Source organism: Niallia sp. FSL M8-0099 (assembly GCF_038006945.1).
Lineage (GTDB): Bacteria > Bacillota > Bacilli > Bacillales > Cytobacillaceae > Niallia > Niallia circulans.
Genome location: NZ_JBBOWF010000001.1, coordinates 1,988,881 through 2,006,750, shown reverse-complemented (window position 1 = coordinate 2,006,750; position 17,870 = coordinate 1,988,881). Strand labels below are relative to the sequence as shown.

The window sequence follows — 17,870 nt, the reverse complement described above, 5'->3', positions numbered from 1 at the left end:
ATAAATTACATGTTTTATTAATTAATAATAAATGGTGAATCTTCCCCATAAACAGTCCCAGTCAATATCAGTAATTCCTAAAATTTTGTTAATCTCTTCTTTGTTATTATTCATAAATCTTTGAGCAAAAGCGTTAGCATCCCTTTCACACCATTGCGAACTATAACCTTTTTTACCAGCACCTATGTATTCCATATCATATTTCTTTTTCTTATGTGTTCTTTGATATGCATGTCTAATCTCATGTAATAATCCAAACAGTAAATAGAGTTGGTATTTATAAGTTAGAAACTTTTTAGATTCAAATTTATGATTGGAAGGATACATAGATATAATCCCATCTCTGTGATTACCGCCAAGTTTACCACTTAATATTCCTCTCAAAATTTGAAATTCAAACGAAGAGTCAAATACATTCAGCCAAGACATAAACACTTGTAGTTTATTTTTATAAATAGTGATTTTCATTCCTAAATCATGATAGTCATCATGTAATAATTTCAAAATGCTTTCTAATTCATTTTCACTTATTATATTGCTTTTATTTTTAATTATTGTTCTACCTTTTAAACGTCTTCTGTCAAATACGTTAAATATTAATAGTTGTTCCTTTCCCACTGTATTTATCGAAACTCTATTGATAAGTTTATTTAATGCTTGATCATAGATATCGTTCACTTAATAATTCACCCTCCTTAATAAAAGAATCTTTTTATTTGATAACTTAAGCTTCCTTACTCACCCTAAAATATTTAAGATCATTTCTTTTGATAACGATTGTTCCATCTACTAAATCGACTTTAAGACTATCTTTCCAACCTAATTCTGTAATGACTCCATTATATTTATCGTACGTTTCTTTTGTAATTTCGAATTTCTTAGTATATCTTTCAAATCCAATATCGATGAAATAATTCATTAAGTCTTCCTCTATTCAATTTATTTTAATAAAACTACACTTTCATTCTCCTGTTTGTTTTTCACATTCTACTTTGCTACACTTAACCTAAAAAGCAGGTGATAGAATGTGTGGTCGCTTTACTTTGTTTACTGATTTTGAAACAATTATTGATCGATTCAACATTGACTCAGCTATTGAGGAATCATTGTATAATCCCAACTATAATGTAGCTCCTTCTCAGTCTGTACTTTCTGTAATTAATGATGGTGAGAAGAACCGTCTAGGATATTTACGATGGGGATTGATTCCTCCCTGGTCTAAAGATATGAAAATCGGTTATAAAATGATTAACGCACGTTCTGAAACTATCTCTGAGAAGCCAAGTTTTCGCAATTCATATAAGAAGAAACGCTGCCTAATACTGGCTGATTCCTTTTATGAGTGGAAACGTACAGAGGAACGTAAAATTCCCATGCGTATTAAACTTAAAGATAATCAACCATTCGGTATGGCTGGATTATGGGAATCGTGGAAATCTCCTGAAGGAGAAACTATATACTCTTGTTCTGTGATTACCACTCAACCAAATCAATTAATGACTGAGATACATGATAGAATGCCAGTGATATTGAAACCTGAAAATGAACAATTCTGGTTAGATCCATCGAATACAGATATTAACTTATTAAACAAATTACTTGTTCCCTTTGATTATGAACAAATGGAGGCTTTTGAAGTATCAAGCGATGTAAATTCTCCAAAAAACAATTCACCTAGCTTAATTCAACGAATTTGTTGATATACGGTCAAGGCAGTCTAGATTCATTGTAATTTTATAGATATGTTTTATTCCCCTATAATTTAACTCATGAGAATCTTAAATGATTCTCTTTTCTATATAATTTATTTATATTTAAATTTTATCTTTAATCTCATCATAAAGTAGCCAAAATCCTTCGTCTATGTAATCTCTTGCATGATCCAAATCACACTTAGCTGCTAATTTATCACCCTTCTCAAGATTGATTAATGTTCGTTGTAAACTCGTGATCGTTTTTCTTAATTTCTCTTCTACCAACAAAACCGTCTATCCGTTGCCAAAAACCTATAAAAATCTATAAGCAATGTTTATTTCCTGCTTCTTTGTATCTGCTTTTGCCGAAGCTACTCACATTTGATATGATACTCCACAGGCGTTAATTCGGGTACAACGAACCCTACACATTAGTAGTGTCTTATAAGTGACTAAGCTACTAATTCTCCATATTTAGCTAAATTTAACGCAGCATTCATATCTCTATCTATCTCTAATCCGCAGTCACACTTGTAAACTCTATCAGATAATTTTAAATCTGATTTAATTTGTCCACAGCACGAACATGTTTTAGAAGATGGGAAGAAACGTCCAACTTGTATAAATTCAATTCCGTATTTTTCACATTTATATTTCATTTGACGGAGAAATTCATACATCTTTTGTTTGGCTACTGCTTTAGCTAAATGACGATTTTTCATCATTCCAACTACATTCAAATCTTCCATCACAACTTTACAAGGTTTGGTTTTCACTATTGTATTTGTTGCTTGATGAATGTGATTGTTTCTAATGTTAGCTAACCGTCTGTGTAGGTTTCGTATTTGCTTTTCGATTTTTATAATGTTACATGTTTTGACAAATCGGTTTCCCTCCTTATTCATCTGGTATTTTCGAGAAACCGTACGCTGCAACCTACGTAAACGTTTCTCAATCTTTCTCACTTCTTTTGTTTTATTGATGTTTTTAAACATCATTTTATTAGAGCAAATGGCTAATTCCTTTACCCCCAAATCTACTCCGATTACTTCATCTGTCAATTCTTGTTTAACTTGCTCTTGTTCAATTCCAATAGACAAATACCAATACTTTCCATCAAATGACACTCTAGGGTTAACGTATTTCACTCCCATTGGGACTTGCTCAGAAGTTGCAACCCATCCTACTTTTTCAATTAACACCGTGTTCTTTTTTACTTTAAGTTTCACATTGTCATTATAGAAAGAAGGTTTAGATTTCTTCTTAGACTTGAATCTTGGACGTTTCGCCAAACCCTTAAAGAATCTCTTATATGCATCACAAGCATCTTTAACAGCTTGTTTAGCTACATTATTTGATACTTCACTCAACCATTGGAAGTCCTCTTGTTTTTTAATTTGTGTGATTTCTTTTCTTAAAACATTGTCAGATAAGAATTTCAACCCTCGTTGATAATTTTCTTGCTGTCTAGCTAATGTCCAATTGTATACCCATCTTGCCACACCAGTAGATTTCCATAGTTGAATTTCTTGTTCTTTAGTTGGTTTAATTCGTATCTTCTTTGCTAGTATCATTCTCTTTCAACTCCTTAATTAATTTCTTAGCCTTATTCGCCCGTCTCCCTTGTAATTCCCAACTAAATACAGTAACAATTTGAATTAAATCTTCGACCAACTCTTGATTATCTGTCTTTGGAGTATTGTCGATAACCTCAATCTTTGTTCCGTATTTAGCAAATAAATTTTCCAAGAGTTCAAATCCGAATCGTAATAACCTATCTTTGTATAAAACTACAACTCTATCCACTTTGTAATTTAGGACTAAATCAATAACATCATTTAACCCTTTTTTGTTGTAGTTTATGCCACTACCTATATCTTTCACAATCTTAAATGGATTACCTTGAGACAGTAAGTATGAATCCATGTTTTCCACTTGTCTCTGCAAATCATCCTTTTGCTTATGAGAAGATACTCGACAGTAGCCGATAGTTATTCTCGATTCTGATTCAGGAGAATGTAAACCAAGAAAATATTCAAGTTGTTGTTGAGAGTAATAACGGTGTCCAGAAGGTGCAGTATATTGGGGATTTAATTTATTTGTCTTATCCCAATTTCTTAAAGTCTGAACTGTTACTCCGATTTCTTTTGCGAATTGACCAATACTGTATTTTTTCATACATTTCATTCTCCTTTGAATTAGTGGATAATTCTATTATATTATGAAATGTATGAAAAATCAATAGTTTTTTATAGATATTTATAGATTTATTCTAACTGTTTATGACCTCCTTTATCAAATAACCTATATTAATTGTAATTTATTTATATTTAAAACACAAGTGTTATTTTTAAATTTTCTAAAATAAAACACCACGACTTCTGCAATTGATTCGTGGTGTACTTTATGCCTTTTAAGCAGTAGAGTATTTATAGTTTATTTTTGACTATAGTCTATGGTATAATTACTTACGTGATTGATATATTTCACAACTTTAGTTCATTATCGTCAAGTGCCAGCTTGGCGATTTTTTCATTTTCTTTATCGTCATTTGATTCCATATGATTAATAACTACCCCAATAATTTCAGCTAGAGAAAACTTATGTAGTTTTCCATCACTTGTCCACATTTGTAAATCTGCTCTCACTATGTCATCTTTATTGAGTAACTCTAAAACTTCTTCAACCTTTAATTTAGCTTCATGCACAAATCCTATTTCCATCTTCCCGACAGTTGTTATAGTGCTCATAAGTCTCCCCCATTGTGCTTTTCGTTGTTTATTCCTATCTATTTTCGATCCCCCTCCTAATAGGAACGTTTGTTCTATTTATTAGTATACTATTTCTAGCGTTCATAATCAATTAATTTATTCGTCATAAAGAACTATATCTAACTATTAATACAAATATTTCTATGCTATACTGAGTTGGTACTATTTTCATATACGGGAGGCATTTCCCAATGAACCAAAATGATATTTTTGGAAAATGCCTACTTGAAGATTTACTACGTAAAGAAAGGATGACTAAGACTGATCTTGCTGTCAAAACTGGTATTGATAAAGCACAAATCAGTAAGTACATCTCAAAAGATAGAGCAATGTCATTAGCTACAGCAAGAATAATTTCGAGAGCTCTTAACTGTAAAATTGATGACTTATACGAGTGGAATATTTAAGTAGGCTAGGGCGTTAGTAAGTTTTGCATTACTTTCGCTCTAGTCCGTTGTTGTCTATATAGACAACAAAAGTTCATATAGTACTAAAAGAAGTATTCCATATACCCATTTTACAACAGCAATAAACATTTGTCTTTGTCTTTTATTGTCGAATTGAATGAATGTTTGTCGAACATATTGACAATTCAGATATTTTTTGGTCAAAGATACCAATTATTTCACTATAATTAATTGGTATCTTTTTTATGAATGACAAATAGCCCATTAAAGGGCTACTTATGCTTCAACTTCAACTTCTATATCATATAATTCTTCTATATTGTCTGCGTTCAGCCATTTGCGCAAATGAGATAAATTAATAGCGCGTTTTCCTGCACTATACCTACTTGTATTGTAATTTTCTCCAATAATTCTTTGCTGCTCTTTAGTTAGTATTCCTGAGTCTTTTGACATGAGGTATCCTTGATAGATCATTCCGGATCTGTTTAATCCAACTGGCGTTAATTTAATATCGTAGTCATTAACTTCGCTAACGAATCTAGTTAATAAAGTTGGATAACTTACAGGCTCATTATAGTCTTCTCTTGCCTTTTGAGATATGACAGGGCTCATTACATAATCGTTATTAACTAACACATAGTCTTTAATTCCACCATCTTCAGTTCTTCTTCTATCGATATTTGACTCAGTTAAAATTTTTAGATATTCGATTGTTTCATCACTTAATTTGATTTCAGCGCCATTTCTGTCTGATATAGTTACAGTTTTCTTTTCCCAATTAATATCTTTTTTCATTAAGTTTCTTATCTCACTCATTTGAGTGCCAAACACTCCATCAAAAATTAGCATAGTTAAAACTTTAGATTGTGTGCTTTCGTTTTTAATCATATCTAGTATTTCATCTTTAGTAAAATGAATTCTATTGTTTGGATCAATAAATTTTTTTATCCATTGTTTATCGTTTACATAAGGTTTGATTACGTTATCGTTATTATCTCGATACGCTTTTTCTCCTACTGCCCAAGTAAGGTACTTATTTATCCAATTGACATATTGTTTTCCCATATCATAATTAAGTGGATTTGCATTGTAGAGTGCTTTTTCAACCTCAATCAAACTAAAATTAAATAAATCTTTTTTAAGTATATGTTCAATATAACCAGTTTTTGCAAAAAAGTATCTAACTGTGTTCGCACTACCTCCTTCATAATTATTTTCTTTGATAAATTGCTCTTTGATTTCTGGGTTATATATTTGATCCAAAGTTTGCATATCATTTCTCCCCAATATTAACTTTTATATTAAATTATCTATTAATTTCTCCATATTTTCTATGCTGTTTTTAACATTTAGTTTAGAATCCACTATTTCGAATTCTTTCCAAATATCATCGTCTTTTCTGAAGTCCACTACTTCCAAAATATCTAAGACTTCATATGCTTTCATTTGTTTATTCATCATTCTACTAGCTAAAATAATGAATCCCACATACATTATTTCTTCATTTAACATACTATTTTCTTTGTTTTTACTATCTGTTTCTTCAATCAGTATATTAAAAAATTCTTTTAAATAATCCGCTACCCTATATCTATCTCCAGTTCTCTCTAAATTAAAGAAGTTTTGGATTGTATTTCTCAAAGTTGAATATTTAACAACTTCATTTAAATTTTTATTTAATTCTTTACCTCTTCCGACTTTTTCATCTAATAGAGATTCTTTTAAAAATTTATTTAAAACTTCGTCGCCTAATCCAGAGTTCATCATTTCAAGTCTTCGCTCATCTGAAATAGGAGTAGCTAAAGAATGTTGCCCTACCATTTCTTTTGCTTTATCGTCTGGATAGTTAGTTAATAAAATCGTAAATATAACTTCAGCATTCTTATCCTCAGAATATGCCATTTCAGATCCTTTTGTACGGTGGTATCCGTCTGCTATATCTAAAATAGTTCCAGGCATTACAGTTAAAGTTCTTTCTGCTGGGTCATACTTTAATTCGTTCATTCCATCATCTGCCGAAAAAACTGCAGCATTGATAATCAACTGACTTGGGTATTGTTTCCCCTTTATAATATTATTCTTAATTTGCAATACACTTTCAGGAATTACTGTTATCTCTTCAACAATTCTGCCATTTATATTTTTCTTTTGCGATTCACGTTGAATGTTAAAATTATAATGAAGTTTTCTTGAATTAGATAATCTAGCAATTTCTCTTGAGCTTAATTCAAAGTTAAATGTGTCATGATCAATCATATTTACATTTTTGAAAGTATAAGGGAACTCAATTTCTTCATCTAATTCACTAGTTCCTCTATATTGCCTTGCTCTTTTCATCTCATATTCAGAAAAGTATTTCGAAGGTTTGATGTTCTCTTCCGACGTTTCAATAAACAACTGTTCTGCTAATAAAAGTAATTCAACTTCTTTCATATTAGGTATCTCAACGTCTGGATTGTTAATTGTTTCTTGAATATTTAATAAATCGTACTTTTGCAAACCAGTTTTAATACTTTGGATAGTTTTTCTTTTTCTTTTAATTTTTTTATTTTTAATTACAGATATCAAATTTTCTTTTAATTCATGTATATTTGTAGACACATTTATCACCACTTATTCTCCTTAATATATCATTATTTTAAGTTTATTATATTTAATCAATAGTGTAAACCTTTAACATGTATTATTAGCAGTTAATTTACTTACTTTATACCATCTTCTCAATCTTTTTGTTCAATAAGTACCTTTCAGTCTCACTTAAACTCTCAATGACTTTAATTAATATTTCATGCTCAACTTTTTTATATAGTTCAGAATCAATGTCACTAATGGAACTTATTGCCCCCAAAGAATTAGAAGTTGTTTCTCCTAAATATAACGATGTGACTTTAGAGTCTGAATGTCCTAAAGCTCTTTGAACTGATACTATATCTCCGCCACTTGCCTTATATCTAAAAGTTCCACCAGCTTTACGAATAGAGTGAAACACAATATTTCTATTTGATTCTATATTTGTTTGTTGTTTGAACCTTTTAATCATATCATGAATCATACTGTTACTTATTCCATTAAACACTAAGTCTGAATCACTTTTGATGTCTAATAGCTCATTATAAAACTTCTCAGATATATCATGCCTGAATTCTTTGTTTCCTTTATCTATTCCCTTTACTATTACATGATTCTCTTTGACTTCAAAATCTGACCATTTGAGTTTTAGAATTGCTTCTTTTCTTATACATGTATCTAAAGCTAGAAGAATTAACAGTCTTTTTTCTTTGGGTTTATGCTTTTCAGTCAAGGCTAATTCTGCCCATTTCAATACTTCATCAAGTGTCAAAATACCATACGAATTTCTTTTCTCTGGTAATGTAGTAATTTCGCTGAAATAAGATAAATCATCATCAATTAACTTTTTAACTTTTAGATATTTTAACAAACTTTTAACTGCAGATACTTTCCCATTAATTGTTTTATTGCTGTATATCTCATTTTTCTGATGATAATTTATAAAATCTTCAAAATCATCAATTGTTAAATTCACATCATCTCTAGTTAAATATTTGACATCTTTGTTTTTTATAAACTGAAAGAATATCCTAATGTCAGTTTCATAAGACTTTCTAGTTCCAACACTCTTTTGTTCTTTCTTGATAAGAAAACGTTCAATCTGATCATAAACTAAATCACTATTTAATATAATCACTTGATTATTTCTTTCAGCTAACATTTACTCTTCCTCCTCTCAATGCTTCATTCTTCTTAGATTTCAGTTCTTTTATTAAATTATATAGAAAATCTATATTCTTTTGAGTTAGTTTGATGTTACCATTTGAATTACCTCTGATAACCCATTCCCCAAAATCCCCCTGAGTTAAGTCTACATCAGCACTTCTCATTATTATCTCTCCTTTAGATTATTAACAATTTATTTATATTATAAACTTATGTAATTACATTCACACAGTAATTTAATTATATTTTATCAAAGATACTTATTATTGTCTATAAAATAATTGGTATCTTTTACATGTTTCTATCTATTGACAACAAAATCTTATTAACCCATTAAATTCCTATGATACCTCTTAAACACCAATGATAACTTAATTACATTCCCTTATACTTATATACGAGGTGTTTTTATATGTATGTTTCTCCAATGTTATTACACAAATCAGAGCAACCTTTCAATGATTCTTCATATATTACTGAACTAAAATTTGATGGCATTAGACTTACACTTTCTAAGTTCAATGGTATTACTAAATTATATACTCGTCATAAAAATGAAGTAACTTCAAAGTTTCCTGAATTACTCAATTTAAACATCCCAGACAACATTGTCCTGGATGGTGAGGTGATAGTTACTAATTCTCAAGGTAAGCCAGATTTCGAAGCTATGATGGAAAAATTCATGTCTAGAAGGTCAGAATCTATAATTTCATATGTAGTATTCGATGTTATCTATTATAAAAATGAGAAAGTTACTAATCGCAGCTTACTTGAACGTAAAGAAATTCTTAATCAGATAATTAAAGTAGACACTCCTCTGCTAACTAAAACTAAATGGATAGAAAGTAATGGCATAGCTTACTTTGATTTAATTAAGCAGCAAGGGTTAGAAGGTATTGTACTGAAAAAATCTAATTCAACATATCAGATCGATAAACGTTCATACGATTGGTTGAAAGTTATAAATTATCAGTATGAAACAGTTAAGATTAGCGGATTAAGAAAAGATAAATTTGGAGTGTTACTTAGTTTTGAGGATGGGAAATACGCAGGAATATTAGAATTCATGCCTCCATCTGAACGTTCAAAGTTATATAGAATTCAGAAGGAATTGAAGATTAGAGAAGATGATAAGTTTATTTATTTATATCCTCAATTAAACCTAACTGTAAAATATAGAAACTTAACTAAAAAAGGACTATTGAGAATACCCTCTTTTCATAAATGGGCTTCTTGATAGTCCTTTAAAACTATGATTTTAACATATCTTCATCACTAATTTTGCTTACTAGTATATAAATAAGACCATCCTGATAAATGGTCTTATTCAACTTTATCTAATGTTAAATGTCCAATAACTCAAATTCCGCTTCGCCTGTATTCATTTCTTCTAATAAATCTTCTATTATGTCATTATAAGGAACAATTTTCGACTTAAAATCGTCTATATCCAGTTTCAAATTACATTCGGTATTGATTTTATCAATATTATTAAATAGATAATTTGCAATATCAACCTCATTTCCCTCAATTGAAAATAAAAGATTATCTTGATAATACCCTTTAAAGTTAAAGCGATATTCACTTCCATACCATTTGTTTTTAAATTTGCTGTATATTACAGTTCCACTATCATCTTCCTCGCATATATAAAATGTAACTTTATTAGCATTAACAGGAAATTTTGATGTATTGTATTCTAGATAGTGCTCAACTGCTTCATCAATTCCTTCAAAGTCATTCTCAATAATTTCGATGTTTTCTTCACCATTTACCAAATGGGTTACTTTTTCCACTTTAAAATTTTCCACTTGATCGCCTCCATATTTTTATCTTTATCATAGCAAAAAAACATGTGGACAACAGCGTCTATTTTTAAATTATAAGTTTTAATGTAATTAGAAGCAGTAATATCTATTCTTTCTCACCATATTAATTCCGTATTTCTGCTCAACTTCTTCGATATCAACATCATCTTGGTAGTGCATTCCGTATATTTTATCTAAATCAATTTTACCTTCATAATATTTAACTACATCCTCTATATAAGAATGTACTGGATTAGGAATCAGTGAAATATCATGGAACAACGCTGCAGTTGAATCATCGATAACCCCATCGAATTGAGCAACCTCATGCTTAGCTATATCACTTGTAAACACAATATTATTACTTCCTAATTCATTTATCTTCAATCCCATAGAGAGCATTCCTTGTGAATGTAAATTGTCCGTTTTCACCATTTCAACAGCATATGTTCTACCTATCATAAATTCATCTTCAACATACTGAATGTTAAAATAATCTTGAATAGACAAGCCATCAGTACATAAACCATATGAAAGAATATTGCTCAAACCTTGTAGCAAATCTGATCTCACCCATAAATTCGGCTTATGATTATAAATCCACTTGCATCGCTGCGCAAATTCTTCGAGTCCTCCAACATGGTCAGAATGTAAATGAGTAATTACCATATCTGTAATATCGGACTCTTTATATCCGGATTCATTTAAACTATATCTAAGCGTAGTTCCAGCATCTAGTAACAACTTCCTATCTCCTAATTCAAACACATAGTTATTGTGGTAGTGCTTTGTAAATGCTCCACCGGTACCAAGGGCTTTTATCTTAATCATCTTAATTCCTCCTAAACTGAATTTAGAAAAACTTTTTCCCTGTTAATCTTTCTGCTTGTTTGTTTATTTGATACCTCGCTATTTTCTCACCTAATTTCCTCGGCATAATCTTTTCGAAATTTAGATATGTATATTGACTCGTGATATTAGTATGATGTACACCTTTTGTCCAAACTTCCATTGATATTCTGCTAATAAAATTTCCTATATATAACGATATATCCAGTCTTTTATTGCCTCCAAACTCAATACTATAATGTTTAACATTATCTCTCAAGTTTTCTCCTCCTTGTCTTTTCTACACTTAATCATCTTCAATGACTCCTTAACAGTCTTTTCAAATTGTTTTATGTAATTTAATTTATTTCTATGTATATCTTTGAGTATATTCATGGCTTTTCATCTCCAATAATGAAAACTCCTCGCTCAAACATTTCCTTAATAGCCTTTAATTCATTGTAACGACCTAATTTATTTGTCATCCCACCACCAAAGTCTCTAAGTATTTCGTGATCTAAAGCCGCCATTCTTTTTTCAGCCCATACTATAAACTCATCAGCATTTGCTAATTTCACTTCTTAATTTCACCTCTTACCTTTTTATTTCTATTAAACTCACCTAAGGCTAATCCGAAGGCGAAAAATGTAGCCATCAATAGAATTGAACTTATATACATCATTTCTCTTTCGTTGTTAATGTAACTATAAGAATTCATTAAAATAGCTAATGCAGTCCATACTCCAACACAGAAACCTTTAAACAACGCCTTCACCTTCTTGAAATTTATTTTTATTAAAAACATTCATTTATTCTAAGTTATCTTTAACAGCTTCCCACAAAGCATCTACTAACTCATTACCCGTGTACTCAACTTCGTAACAAGTTACAAACCACTCATTAAAACCTTTATGTATACTTACATAATCTAACCAATCAATCATTTTACCAACGTCCATTTTCCTGTGATGATAATTAGCCCAATCATCTCTAGGTGCTATGTCATTAAACATTGAGTAAAACTGTTCTTCTGTGACTTCTTTTGCTTGTTTTGGAGTAACATGATATTTCATTGTTTCACCTTATTCAACGTACTTTGAGCAATCGCACCATAAAGTGTATTTTTATGTTCAGCAATTTGATTTAATCCATCTTTAAGTATGTTATATTGCTTCTTCAACTCCATTGCCATTTGATAAATACCTTCTGGTTTAGCAATAGCATACTCATGGACACCTGGTGGAAACTCAATATCACTTAAATCTTCTCTAATTTTAATTAACCAATCAGATTCTTCTTTTCTACATTTATACTCCATTTGAAGTTCTCTAATGTCTCTATCAAACTCTTTCATTGTTATGTTACGCCAACCTTTTGCTTTACGATTTATAATATTATCCAAATGACTCACTTTCTCACCTCATCTAGTGCTTTTTGCGCTGTATCGGCATAAGGAGTACCTGTTTCTTTTGCAATCTCCTCTAGAGCAGCGCTTAATAATTTATTTTCATTTTCTAACTGTGTAAGTCTTTCAATCACTGAAACGCTTATTGATTTCCCCCACATTTTCGATACATCTTGATCCATTTTTTCATTCTCCTAACCTATTAAAATTACTTTTTTATCTGTTTTCTATTATCAAAACCAATTGCTACTTTCCAGATAAACAACGCAGGGATAGTGCCTCCTAAATTCGACATCCAAACTGGAGTGCGCTTATACTTTTCACCCGAATGCCATTTAGTTTCTGAGACAGCCACAATCCACGACTTTCCTAAGAATCTAAAGGCATATGCTTTTACATTTCCTTCTGACCCTTTAATTAATTTTGTAATCACGCTAACCACCTCTCTTTAATCTTCTTTCCAATCAACTTCCCATCCCAATGAACCAATATCACATTCTATACTAGGTACGAATATTTGACCTCTTTCGTCCCAATCCGATTTGGTAATTTAACTTCATTTCGATGTTACAATTTGGATAGATATGTTTTTCTTCCACTAAATTCCCCCTATTTCAAATTTTCTAGTACATGAGTGCTTCCATCCATTAGAAGTTAATTCTCTATATACCCCTTCCCAATTGTCTTCTTCCTCTGAAATAACATTAGTCTCTATTTTACAAGAATCAGTTATTTTTACTAAGACATGTACAGTCAAATTCTCTATCCTCCTTTAAAATCGGTCTTTTATTAAATACCATATCTTACTTTTTTTAATTGCTCCTCAAGTTGTTTGATTAGATTTTCCATTTTATACTCACTCATCTCAACATAAAGATTAAACTCATCATAGTCACCAACTTGAATATGTAAGTACGGTCTACTTGTATCATATGTGCTAAAAGAAGTATGATGGTAATCAACTTTTAATTTATCAATCGTTTCATCCTCTAAATATGTTAAATATTGATCTCTTCTAATAATAATTTTCTGTTCCAATTACATATCTCCTTTTAATTTATTTCTAATGAAAGTTACTTTTCAACTCGATTTAATTCATTTTTCAGCTTAAAAATTTCATCAATAAGCAGACAAATGACATGAGATTCCATATCAGAGTTAATAATTTTCTTAGCTTTCAAATCGATTAATAATTTATCTGTTAAATCCATTGGATCACCTTTATTCCTCCTTTAATAAATGGAACATTCATCTTCAATTTATTTTTATTTATTTAGAAGTGAGATAAAAACCTCACTCTTCAACTAAGATTAATATCGACTACTTCTTCTAAATCCACTCTCATTTTTCCTTCTTCATTGGTAATATGTAATTTTTTCGTGATATTATCGAATTTATTGATGTAGCAACTAAATTCTTGTATCTTACCATGTTTAAAAACTTCAATGCACACTGGAGTATAATCTTCTATTGCGATTTGTAAAACATTATTTATCTCTTCAAGTTTTTGCTCATCTACGATCGGCTTACTTATTATTGTTTTACTTCTGTTATATTGATTAAACTGCTCCACATGTTCAGGAAGCATCATTCTACTCGATTCCCATCTTAAATTTGCACCCTTAGTCAATTTACTAGCCATGATAATTACCACCCTTTTTTACTTGTAATGTCCGCCAATTTTCTTCGCTCGTTCTGTTGCTTGCCCTGCTTTGGTTAATGAAGACGCTCGAAAAAGAGCAGTTCTTCCGTATTTATTCCAAACTTTATCTATTGCAATATTTAAATTTTCTTTTGGTAAGTAATCATTAAATAAATCAATCTGATACTCTTCATCTTTTTGTAAATTTGTTATTGATACTCCGACACTTCTAACAGGTCGTCTATCCCAGTTATCCATGAATAGTTTATATACACCATTGAAGATATCTAAATCATAATTAGTCGGAAAGGTTAATGTCATCTGTCTATGAAATCCTGTTGGGAAATCAAAATCAGCACCTCTTATGCTACAAGTTATTGTCGTTCCTAAATATCCTTTAGCTCTACACCTTCTAGCAACTTCTGTGCTTAATTCCAAAAGTACTATTTTAATTTCATCAGCCGTTTCATAGTCTCTTGGCAAAGTCATATGATGCCCTATTGCTTTTTGCTTAGAATGTGTTGTCACTTTAACTGGAGAATAATCTATCCCATTTGCTGTTTGCCATAATACTTCTCCGTTTATTCCCCATCTCTTCTTTAGTATCTCTATAGGAAAATTAGCCAGTGTTCCGATTTTAAAAATACCCATTCCTTGCAAATGCTTCTCCATTCTACTTCCTACACCAAACATTTTTCCTATAGGAAGTTCCCATAACATATGTAAATTGTCTTCCCTAAGTTCAAATATTCCTTCTGGATTCTTTTTGGCGAAGTTATCACAAGCAAGTTTAGCCAAAATTTTATTTTTTCCAATTCCAATCCTTGCTCTAACTCCTGTTTCATTAAAAATAGATTCTTGTACCAATTTTGCTATTTCATATCGAGATCCAAACAGTTTTTGACTACCTGTAACATCCATAAATTGCTCGTCAATTGAAAATGGTTCGATCATATCCGTGTATCTTTCCATAATGCTACTGATTACAATTGATACATCAATGTATCTTTGCATATGAGGTTTTACAACCACTACTTCTGGACACTTCTTTATCGCTTCTCCTAATAGCTCAGCAGTTTTAATTCCACATTTTTTTGCTAACGGACATGCTGCTAAGATTATTCCGCTTCTTTTTTTCGGATCACCTGCTACTACTAACGGTTTATCCTTATATTGATTATTAGTAACTTTTTCTACTGTCGCATAAAATGATTCCATATCTACAAGGAATATCACTTTTTCTTTCATGCTTTTGTCTCCTTAAAGAACATTTGTTCTTCTTATTATATACGAATATACGTTCGATATTCAACAAAATAATTATTCCTAAATATCCCTTTTGGAAACCATGAAAAAGTTATCTCAATGCTTCAACACTATCAATATTCAATCTTCTTTATTCATAGCGACTCTAAATATTCTTTAATTCTATCTACATCAGTCTCAAGTTGCGTAAAATTCTCCACCTTGTTACCTTGGATATATACTTCCATATAAGGATTATCTATCTCTATTTCTAAATCATCATCTTTTACATATTCTACATACAAGTTAACAGCCTTTAAGATATTAGTTGTACCCAAGAAATTTCTTCTGTGAGCACCATGTCCTAAACCAACCACGTAAACTTTATCCATTAAGTATTCCTCCTTTAGTTTTGATAAATAAATGATTTAATTACTTAAATTTACTCAAGCTACTATATTTAACATACATCATGATCGCTGTAATAGTAGATAGGTAGGCTGCTGTAAGAGTATTTTCTTCAGGGTTAACAAACCAGAACAGGTAATAAGCATACAACGATAGACCTAAGAAAATTAAATTAAATAATAATACTATGTACTTCATGCCTATTCTCCTTTCTTATGTCCACAAGCTTCTTCATAACTCCAAAATCCTTTGCATTTCTTGGAATTAGGTGTCATTTTAAAGTCCGTTAAACTTTCAGAAACACATGTAGTTGAATCATTTTTATTAGGAGAATACATATTCCAAGAACATTCTGTACAGCTGCAATTTAAGTCTTGTGATTCCTGTACTTTTTCAACCTTTTCTAACATCTCGTCGATACCAATAAAGTAATCTTTACTCATATCTTACACACCTTTATGTAATTTATTATTAATAGTTAACCTTTACTTTTTTCTGTGTATTTCTTATAATCTTCATTTAACCAAGCTATTATTCTATTAAATCTTTTTATTGAATACCTTAAATTATCTTCGTTATACCACTCTTCAAATTCATATTCCCATTTTTGACTATTACAGCTTTTACAAGCTGGAACACAATTACTCAAATCGTCTGCACCAGTATGAAAAACATGTTCCTTGTGTAAATATTGCCCTTGTTGAAGCTTTGCTATTTTTTCACTTATGCCGCAATATGCACACGAATATAAAAAATAAGATTTACAACTTTCCCATTCATGTTTTGTAATATTGTGATTTTTATTCATTCTTTTAAAGTTATATTGTTTTATTTTATCTTTATTTTCCTGTCTCCATTTAATACCATAGCCACTCAATCTTTGTTTTGTAGTATGCTTTCTTTTACTCACTCTTCTCCTAGTTGTTTTAGCATATTGATTGTCCCAATTCCTAACTTTGTCTCTGTTGTTGTTCTTCCATTCAGTATTTTTCAACTTAGTACATTCTTTGCAATATGGATGGAATCCATCTACATAATTTGATTTATTTTTATAGAAATTATCACTATTCATTGGTAACCACTTACTACACTCTGAACATAATTTATGTTCAACATTATTAATTATTTTATGGTTCGATTCATATGACACTCTCGGCTTTCTACTACTAGGGTATTTCTTAACATTATCTTTCTTTTCCTTTTTATATAACGGATCTCCGTATTTATAAAATGATCTATAATGCTTCTTACAGTAACCTTTGGCTTCATGTTTCTCATTACATCCTTCAATTGAACATATCTTTATATTGATCAATCCTTTCTTATTTTCACTTAAACGAATCATTTATTGTAATTTATTTTTAATCTTTTTCAAATACCTAGCCACACTTGGTCTACTGAGTCCTATTTCCTTTGAAATTTCCTCTTGAGTCAAGTCTTTTACTTTAGTTAAGTAATATATCTTTCTTTCTCTAGGATCAGCCATAGCATAAAAAGTACGTAGTTTGTCTTGAACCATTGTATACGTATCACTATCAACGCAATCTGAAGCAGTAATTTCTTCATATGTAAAAGAATCCTCATTGTTTTCCACTTGTTGATTCAAACTATAATATGTATATTTATTAATTGTTTTCTGTCTTCTTAAGTACATGAGTATTTCATTTTTAATGCACAATGTTCCATATGTATTAAATTTGCAACCTTTATCTACATCGAAAGTATTAAATGCCTTTAGCATGCCTAGATAACCTTCCGACACCATTTCATCTCTTTGCTGTTTATTAGGTCTAAATTTATTCACTTCTCCGTGAACCATCTTGAGATTCTTCTCAAAGAAGCGCTCTTTCACATATTCATCATTAGTTGACCAATAAAGACCTATTAACTCTTCATTGGTCATTTTATCTAATTTCATCATTTCCAC

General features: G+C 30.5%; 30 protein-coding genes. 3 read left to right on the top strand and 27 right to left on the bottom strand.

Features of this window, described 5'->3' with window-relative positions; translation table 11 throughout:
• Window positions 1-21: 21 nt before the first annotated feature.
• Both NSQ92_RS09760 and NSQ92_RS09755 read right to left on the bottom strand, forming a co-directional pair.
• A complete protein-coding gene (locus NSQ92_RS09760; RefSeq protein WP_341152691.1) occupies window positions 22-678 on the bottom strand; it encodes a DUF3920 family protein in 657 nt (218 codons plus the stop codon).
• A gap of 46 nt (window positions 679-724) precedes the next feature.
• Window positions 725-919 carry a hypothetical protein gene (locus tag NSQ92_RS09755; RefSeq protein WP_341152690.1) on the bottom strand — a complete coding sequence of 65 codons (195 nt, stop codon included), beginning with the start codon at window positions 917-919 and terminating at the stop codon, window positions 725-727.
• A 106-nt stretch (window positions 920-1,025) separates the two neighbouring features.
• Between NSQ92_RS09755 and NSQ92_RS09750 the strand changes: the two genes are divergently transcribed.
• Window positions 1,026-1,700 carry an SOS response-associated peptidase gene (locus NSQ92_RS09750; protein WP_341152689.1) on the top strand — a complete coding sequence of 225 codons (675 nt, stop codon included), beginning with the start codon at window positions 1,026-1,028 and terminating at the stop codon, window positions 1,698-1,700.
• 114 nt (window positions 1,701-1,814) lie between these two features.
• Here the strand turns inward: NSQ92_RS09750 and NSQ92_RS09745 are convergent, their stop codons facing one another.
• From NSQ92_RS09745 to NSQ92_RS09730, 4 genes are all read right to left on the bottom strand, one after another.
• Window positions 1,815-1,982 carry a hypothetical protein gene (locus NSQ92_RS09745; protein WP_163187038.1) on the bottom strand — a complete coding sequence of 56 codons (168 nt, stop codon included), beginning with the start codon at window positions 1,980-1,982 and terminating at the stop codon, window positions 1,815-1,817.
• Between the two features lie 164 nt (window positions 1,983-2,146).
• Window positions 2,147-3,268: an RNA-guided endonuclease InsQ/TnpB family protein gene (locus NSQ92_RS09740; RefSeq protein ID WP_341152688.1), complete on the bottom strand. Its 1,122-nt coding sequence runs from the start codon at window positions 3,266-3,268 to the stop codon at window positions 2,147-2,149.
• On the bottom strand, window positions 3,240-3,872 hold the full coding sequence (locus NSQ92_RS09735) for an IS607 family transposase (RefSeq protein ID WP_341152687.1): 633 nt from the start codon (window positions 3,870-3,872) through the stop codon (window positions 3,240-3,242). Before NSQ92_RS09735 ends, NSQ92_RS09740 begins: the two co-directional genes overlap by 29 nt.
• A gap of 308 nt (window positions 3,873-4,180) precedes the next feature.
• The gene (locus tag NSQ92_RS09730; protein ID WP_341152686.1) at window positions 4,181-4,444 is read right to left on the bottom strand and encodes a hypothetical protein; all 264 of its coding nucleotides are present in this window, start codon (window positions 4,442-4,444) and stop codon (window positions 4,181-4,183) included.
• A 212-nt stretch (window positions 4,445-4,656) separates the two neighbouring features.
• Here NSQ92_RS09730 and NSQ92_RS09725 point away from each other — a divergent pair, with 212 nt between their 5' ends.
• Window positions 4,657-4,872 carry a helix-turn-helix domain-containing protein gene (locus tag NSQ92_RS09725; protein ID WP_095328652.1) on the top strand — a complete coding sequence of 72 codons (216 nt, stop codon included), beginning with the start codon at window positions 4,657-4,659 and terminating at the stop codon, window positions 4,870-4,872.
• Between the two features lie 276 nt (window positions 4,873-5,148).
• Here NSQ92_RS09725 and NSQ92_RS09720 read toward each other — a convergent pair whose 3' ends face one another.
• From NSQ92_RS09720 to NSQ92_RS09705, 4 genes are all read right to left on the bottom strand, one after another.
• Window positions 5,149-6,144 carry a phage lytic cycle repressor MrpR family protein gene (locus NSQ92_RS09720; RefSeq protein WP_095328651.1) on the bottom strand — a complete coding sequence of 332 codons (996 nt, stop codon included), beginning with the start codon at window positions 6,142-6,144 and terminating at the stop codon, window positions 5,149-5,151.
• A 24-nt stretch (window positions 6,145-6,168) separates the two neighbouring features.
• Window positions 6,169-7,482, bottom strand: coding sequence for a hypothetical protein (locus NSQ92_RS09715; protein WP_341151476.1), 1,314 nt, complete (start codon window positions 7,480-7,482; stop codon window positions 6,169-6,171).
• A 97-nt stretch (window positions 7,483-7,579) separates the two neighbouring features.
• The gene (locus tag NSQ92_RS09710) at window positions 7,580-8,602 is read right to left on the bottom strand and encodes a tyrosine-type recombinase/integrase (RefSeq protein WP_341151477.1); all 1,023 of its coding nucleotides are present in this window, start codon (window positions 8,600-8,602) and stop codon (window positions 7,580-7,582) included.
• Window positions 8,592-8,771, bottom strand: a complete 180-nt coding sequence (locus NSQ92_RS09705; protein WP_341151478.1) for a hypothetical protein — start codon at window positions 8,769-8,771, stop codon at window positions 8,592-8,594. The genes NSQ92_RS09710 and NSQ92_RS09705 overlap by 11 nt, the downstream gene beginning before the upstream one ends.
• 248 nt (window positions 8,772-9,019) lie before the next feature.
• Here NSQ92_RS09705 and NSQ92_RS09700 point away from each other — a divergent pair, with 248 nt between their 5' ends.
• Window positions 9,020-9,844 (top strand): ATP-dependent DNA ligase, encoded by an 825-nt coding sequence (locus NSQ92_RS09700; protein ID WP_341151479.1) that lies wholly within the window; start codon window positions 9,020-9,022, stop codon window positions 9,842-9,844.
• 106 nt (window positions 9,845-9,950) lie between these two features.
• On the opposite strand, the gene NSQ92_RS09695 is transcribed toward NSQ92_RS09700, so the two are convergent.
• The 17 genes from NSQ92_RS09695 to NSQ92_RS09615 all read right to left on the bottom strand — a co-directional run bounded on the left by NSQ92_RS09695 (window position 9,951) and on the right by NSQ92_RS09615 (window position 17,864).
• Window positions 9,951-10,418: a hypothetical protein gene (locus NSQ92_RS09695; RefSeq protein WP_341151480.1), complete on the bottom strand. Its 468-nt coding sequence runs from the start codon at window positions 10,416-10,418 to the stop codon at window positions 9,951-9,953.
• An 87-nt stretch (window positions 10,419-10,505) separates the two neighbouring features.
• On the bottom strand, window positions 10,506-11,246 hold the full coding sequence (locus NSQ92_RS09690) for an MBL fold metallo-hydrolase (RefSeq protein WP_341151481.1): 741 nt from the start codon (window positions 11,244-11,246) through the stop codon (window positions 10,506-10,508).
• Window positions 11,247-11,268: 22 nt separating this feature from the next.
• Entirely contained in the window at window positions 11,269-11,523 is a 255-nt protein-coding gene (locus NSQ92_RS09685) for a hypothetical protein (RefSeq protein WP_341151482.1), read from the bottom strand.
• 112 nt (window positions 11,524-11,635) lie between these two features.
• On the bottom strand, window positions 11,636-11,821 hold the full coding sequence (locus tag NSQ92_RS09680; protein WP_341151483.1) for a hypothetical protein: 186 nt from the start codon (window positions 11,819-11,821) through the stop codon (window positions 11,636-11,638).
• 231 nt (window positions 11,822-12,052) lie between these two features.
• The gene (locus tag NSQ92_RS09675) at window positions 12,053-12,316 is read right to left on the bottom strand and encodes a hypothetical protein (RefSeq protein ID WP_341151484.1); all 264 of its coding nucleotides are present in this window, start codon (window positions 12,314-12,316) and stop codon (window positions 12,053-12,055) included.
• Window positions 12,313-12,654, bottom strand: a complete 342-nt coding sequence (locus NSQ92_RS09670; RefSeq protein ID WP_341151485.1) for a hypothetical protein — start codon at window positions 12,652-12,654, stop codon at window positions 12,313-12,315. Before NSQ92_RS09670 ends, NSQ92_RS09675 begins: the two co-directional genes overlap by 4 nt.
• Entirely contained in the window at window positions 12,651-12,830 is a 180-nt protein-coding gene (locus NSQ92_RS09665) for a hypothetical protein (protein WP_341151486.1), read from the bottom strand. Before NSQ92_RS09665 ends, NSQ92_RS09670 begins: the two co-directional genes overlap by 4 nt.
• 26 nt (window positions 12,831-12,856) lie before the next feature.
• Window positions 12,857-13,081 carry a hypothetical protein gene (locus NSQ92_RS09660; protein WP_341151487.1) on the bottom strand — a complete coding sequence of 75 codons (225 nt, stop codon included), beginning with the start codon at window positions 13,079-13,081 and terminating at the stop codon, window positions 12,857-12,859.
• Between the two features lie 165 nt (window positions 13,082-13,246).
• A complete protein-coding gene (locus NSQ92_RS09655; protein ID WP_341151488.1) occupies window positions 13,247-13,405 on the bottom strand; it encodes a hypothetical protein in 159 nt (52 codons plus the stop codon).
• Window positions 13,406-13,437: 32 nt separating this feature from the next.
• Window positions 13,438-13,686: a hypothetical protein gene (locus NSQ92_RS09650; RefSeq protein ID WP_341152685.1), complete on the bottom strand. Its 249-nt coding sequence runs from the start codon at window positions 13,684-13,686 to the stop codon at window positions 13,438-13,440.
• Window positions 13,687-13,721: 35 nt separating this feature from the next.
• A complete protein-coding gene (locus NSQ92_RS09645) occupies window positions 13,722-13,859 on the bottom strand; it encodes a hypothetical protein (protein WP_341152684.1) in 138 nt (45 codons plus the stop codon).
• An 89-nt stretch (window positions 13,860-13,948) separates the two neighbouring features.
• Window positions 13,949-14,290, bottom strand: a complete 342-nt coding sequence (locus tag NSQ92_RS09640) for a YolD-like family protein (protein ID WP_341152683.1) — start codon at window positions 14,288-14,290, stop codon at window positions 13,949-13,951.
• An 18-nt stretch (window positions 14,291-14,308) separates the two neighbouring features.
• Window positions 14,309-15,538 (bottom strand): DNA polymerase IV, encoded by a 1,230-nt coding sequence (locus NSQ92_RS09635; RefSeq protein ID WP_341152682.1) that lies wholly within the window; start codon window positions 15,536-15,538, stop codon window positions 14,309-14,311.
• A 152-nt stretch (window positions 15,539-15,690) separates the two neighbouring features.
• Window positions 15,691-15,927: a hypothetical protein gene (locus tag NSQ92_RS09630; protein WP_341152681.1), complete on the bottom strand. Its 237-nt coding sequence runs from the start codon at window positions 15,925-15,927 to the stop codon at window positions 15,691-15,693.
• A 216-nt stretch (window positions 15,928-16,143) separates the two neighbouring features.
• Window positions 16,144-16,386 (bottom strand): hypothetical protein, encoded by a 243-nt coding sequence (locus tag NSQ92_RS09625; protein ID WP_341152680.1) that lies wholly within the window; start codon window positions 16,384-16,386, stop codon window positions 16,144-16,146.
• Window positions 16,387-16,421: 35 nt separating this feature from the next.
• Window positions 16,422-17,015, bottom strand: coding sequence for an HNH endonuclease (locus NSQ92_RS09620; protein WP_341152679.1), 594 nt, complete (start codon window positions 17,013-17,015; stop codon window positions 16,422-16,424).
• Window positions 17,016-17,288: 273 nt separating this feature from the next.
• Window positions 17,289-17,864: a sigma-70 family RNA polymerase sigma factor gene (locus NSQ92_RS09615; RefSeq protein ID WP_341152678.1), complete on the bottom strand. Its 576-nt coding sequence runs from the start codon at window positions 17,862-17,864 to the stop codon at window positions 17,289-17,291.
• Between the last annotated feature and the right edge of the window lie 6 nt (window positions 17,865-17,870).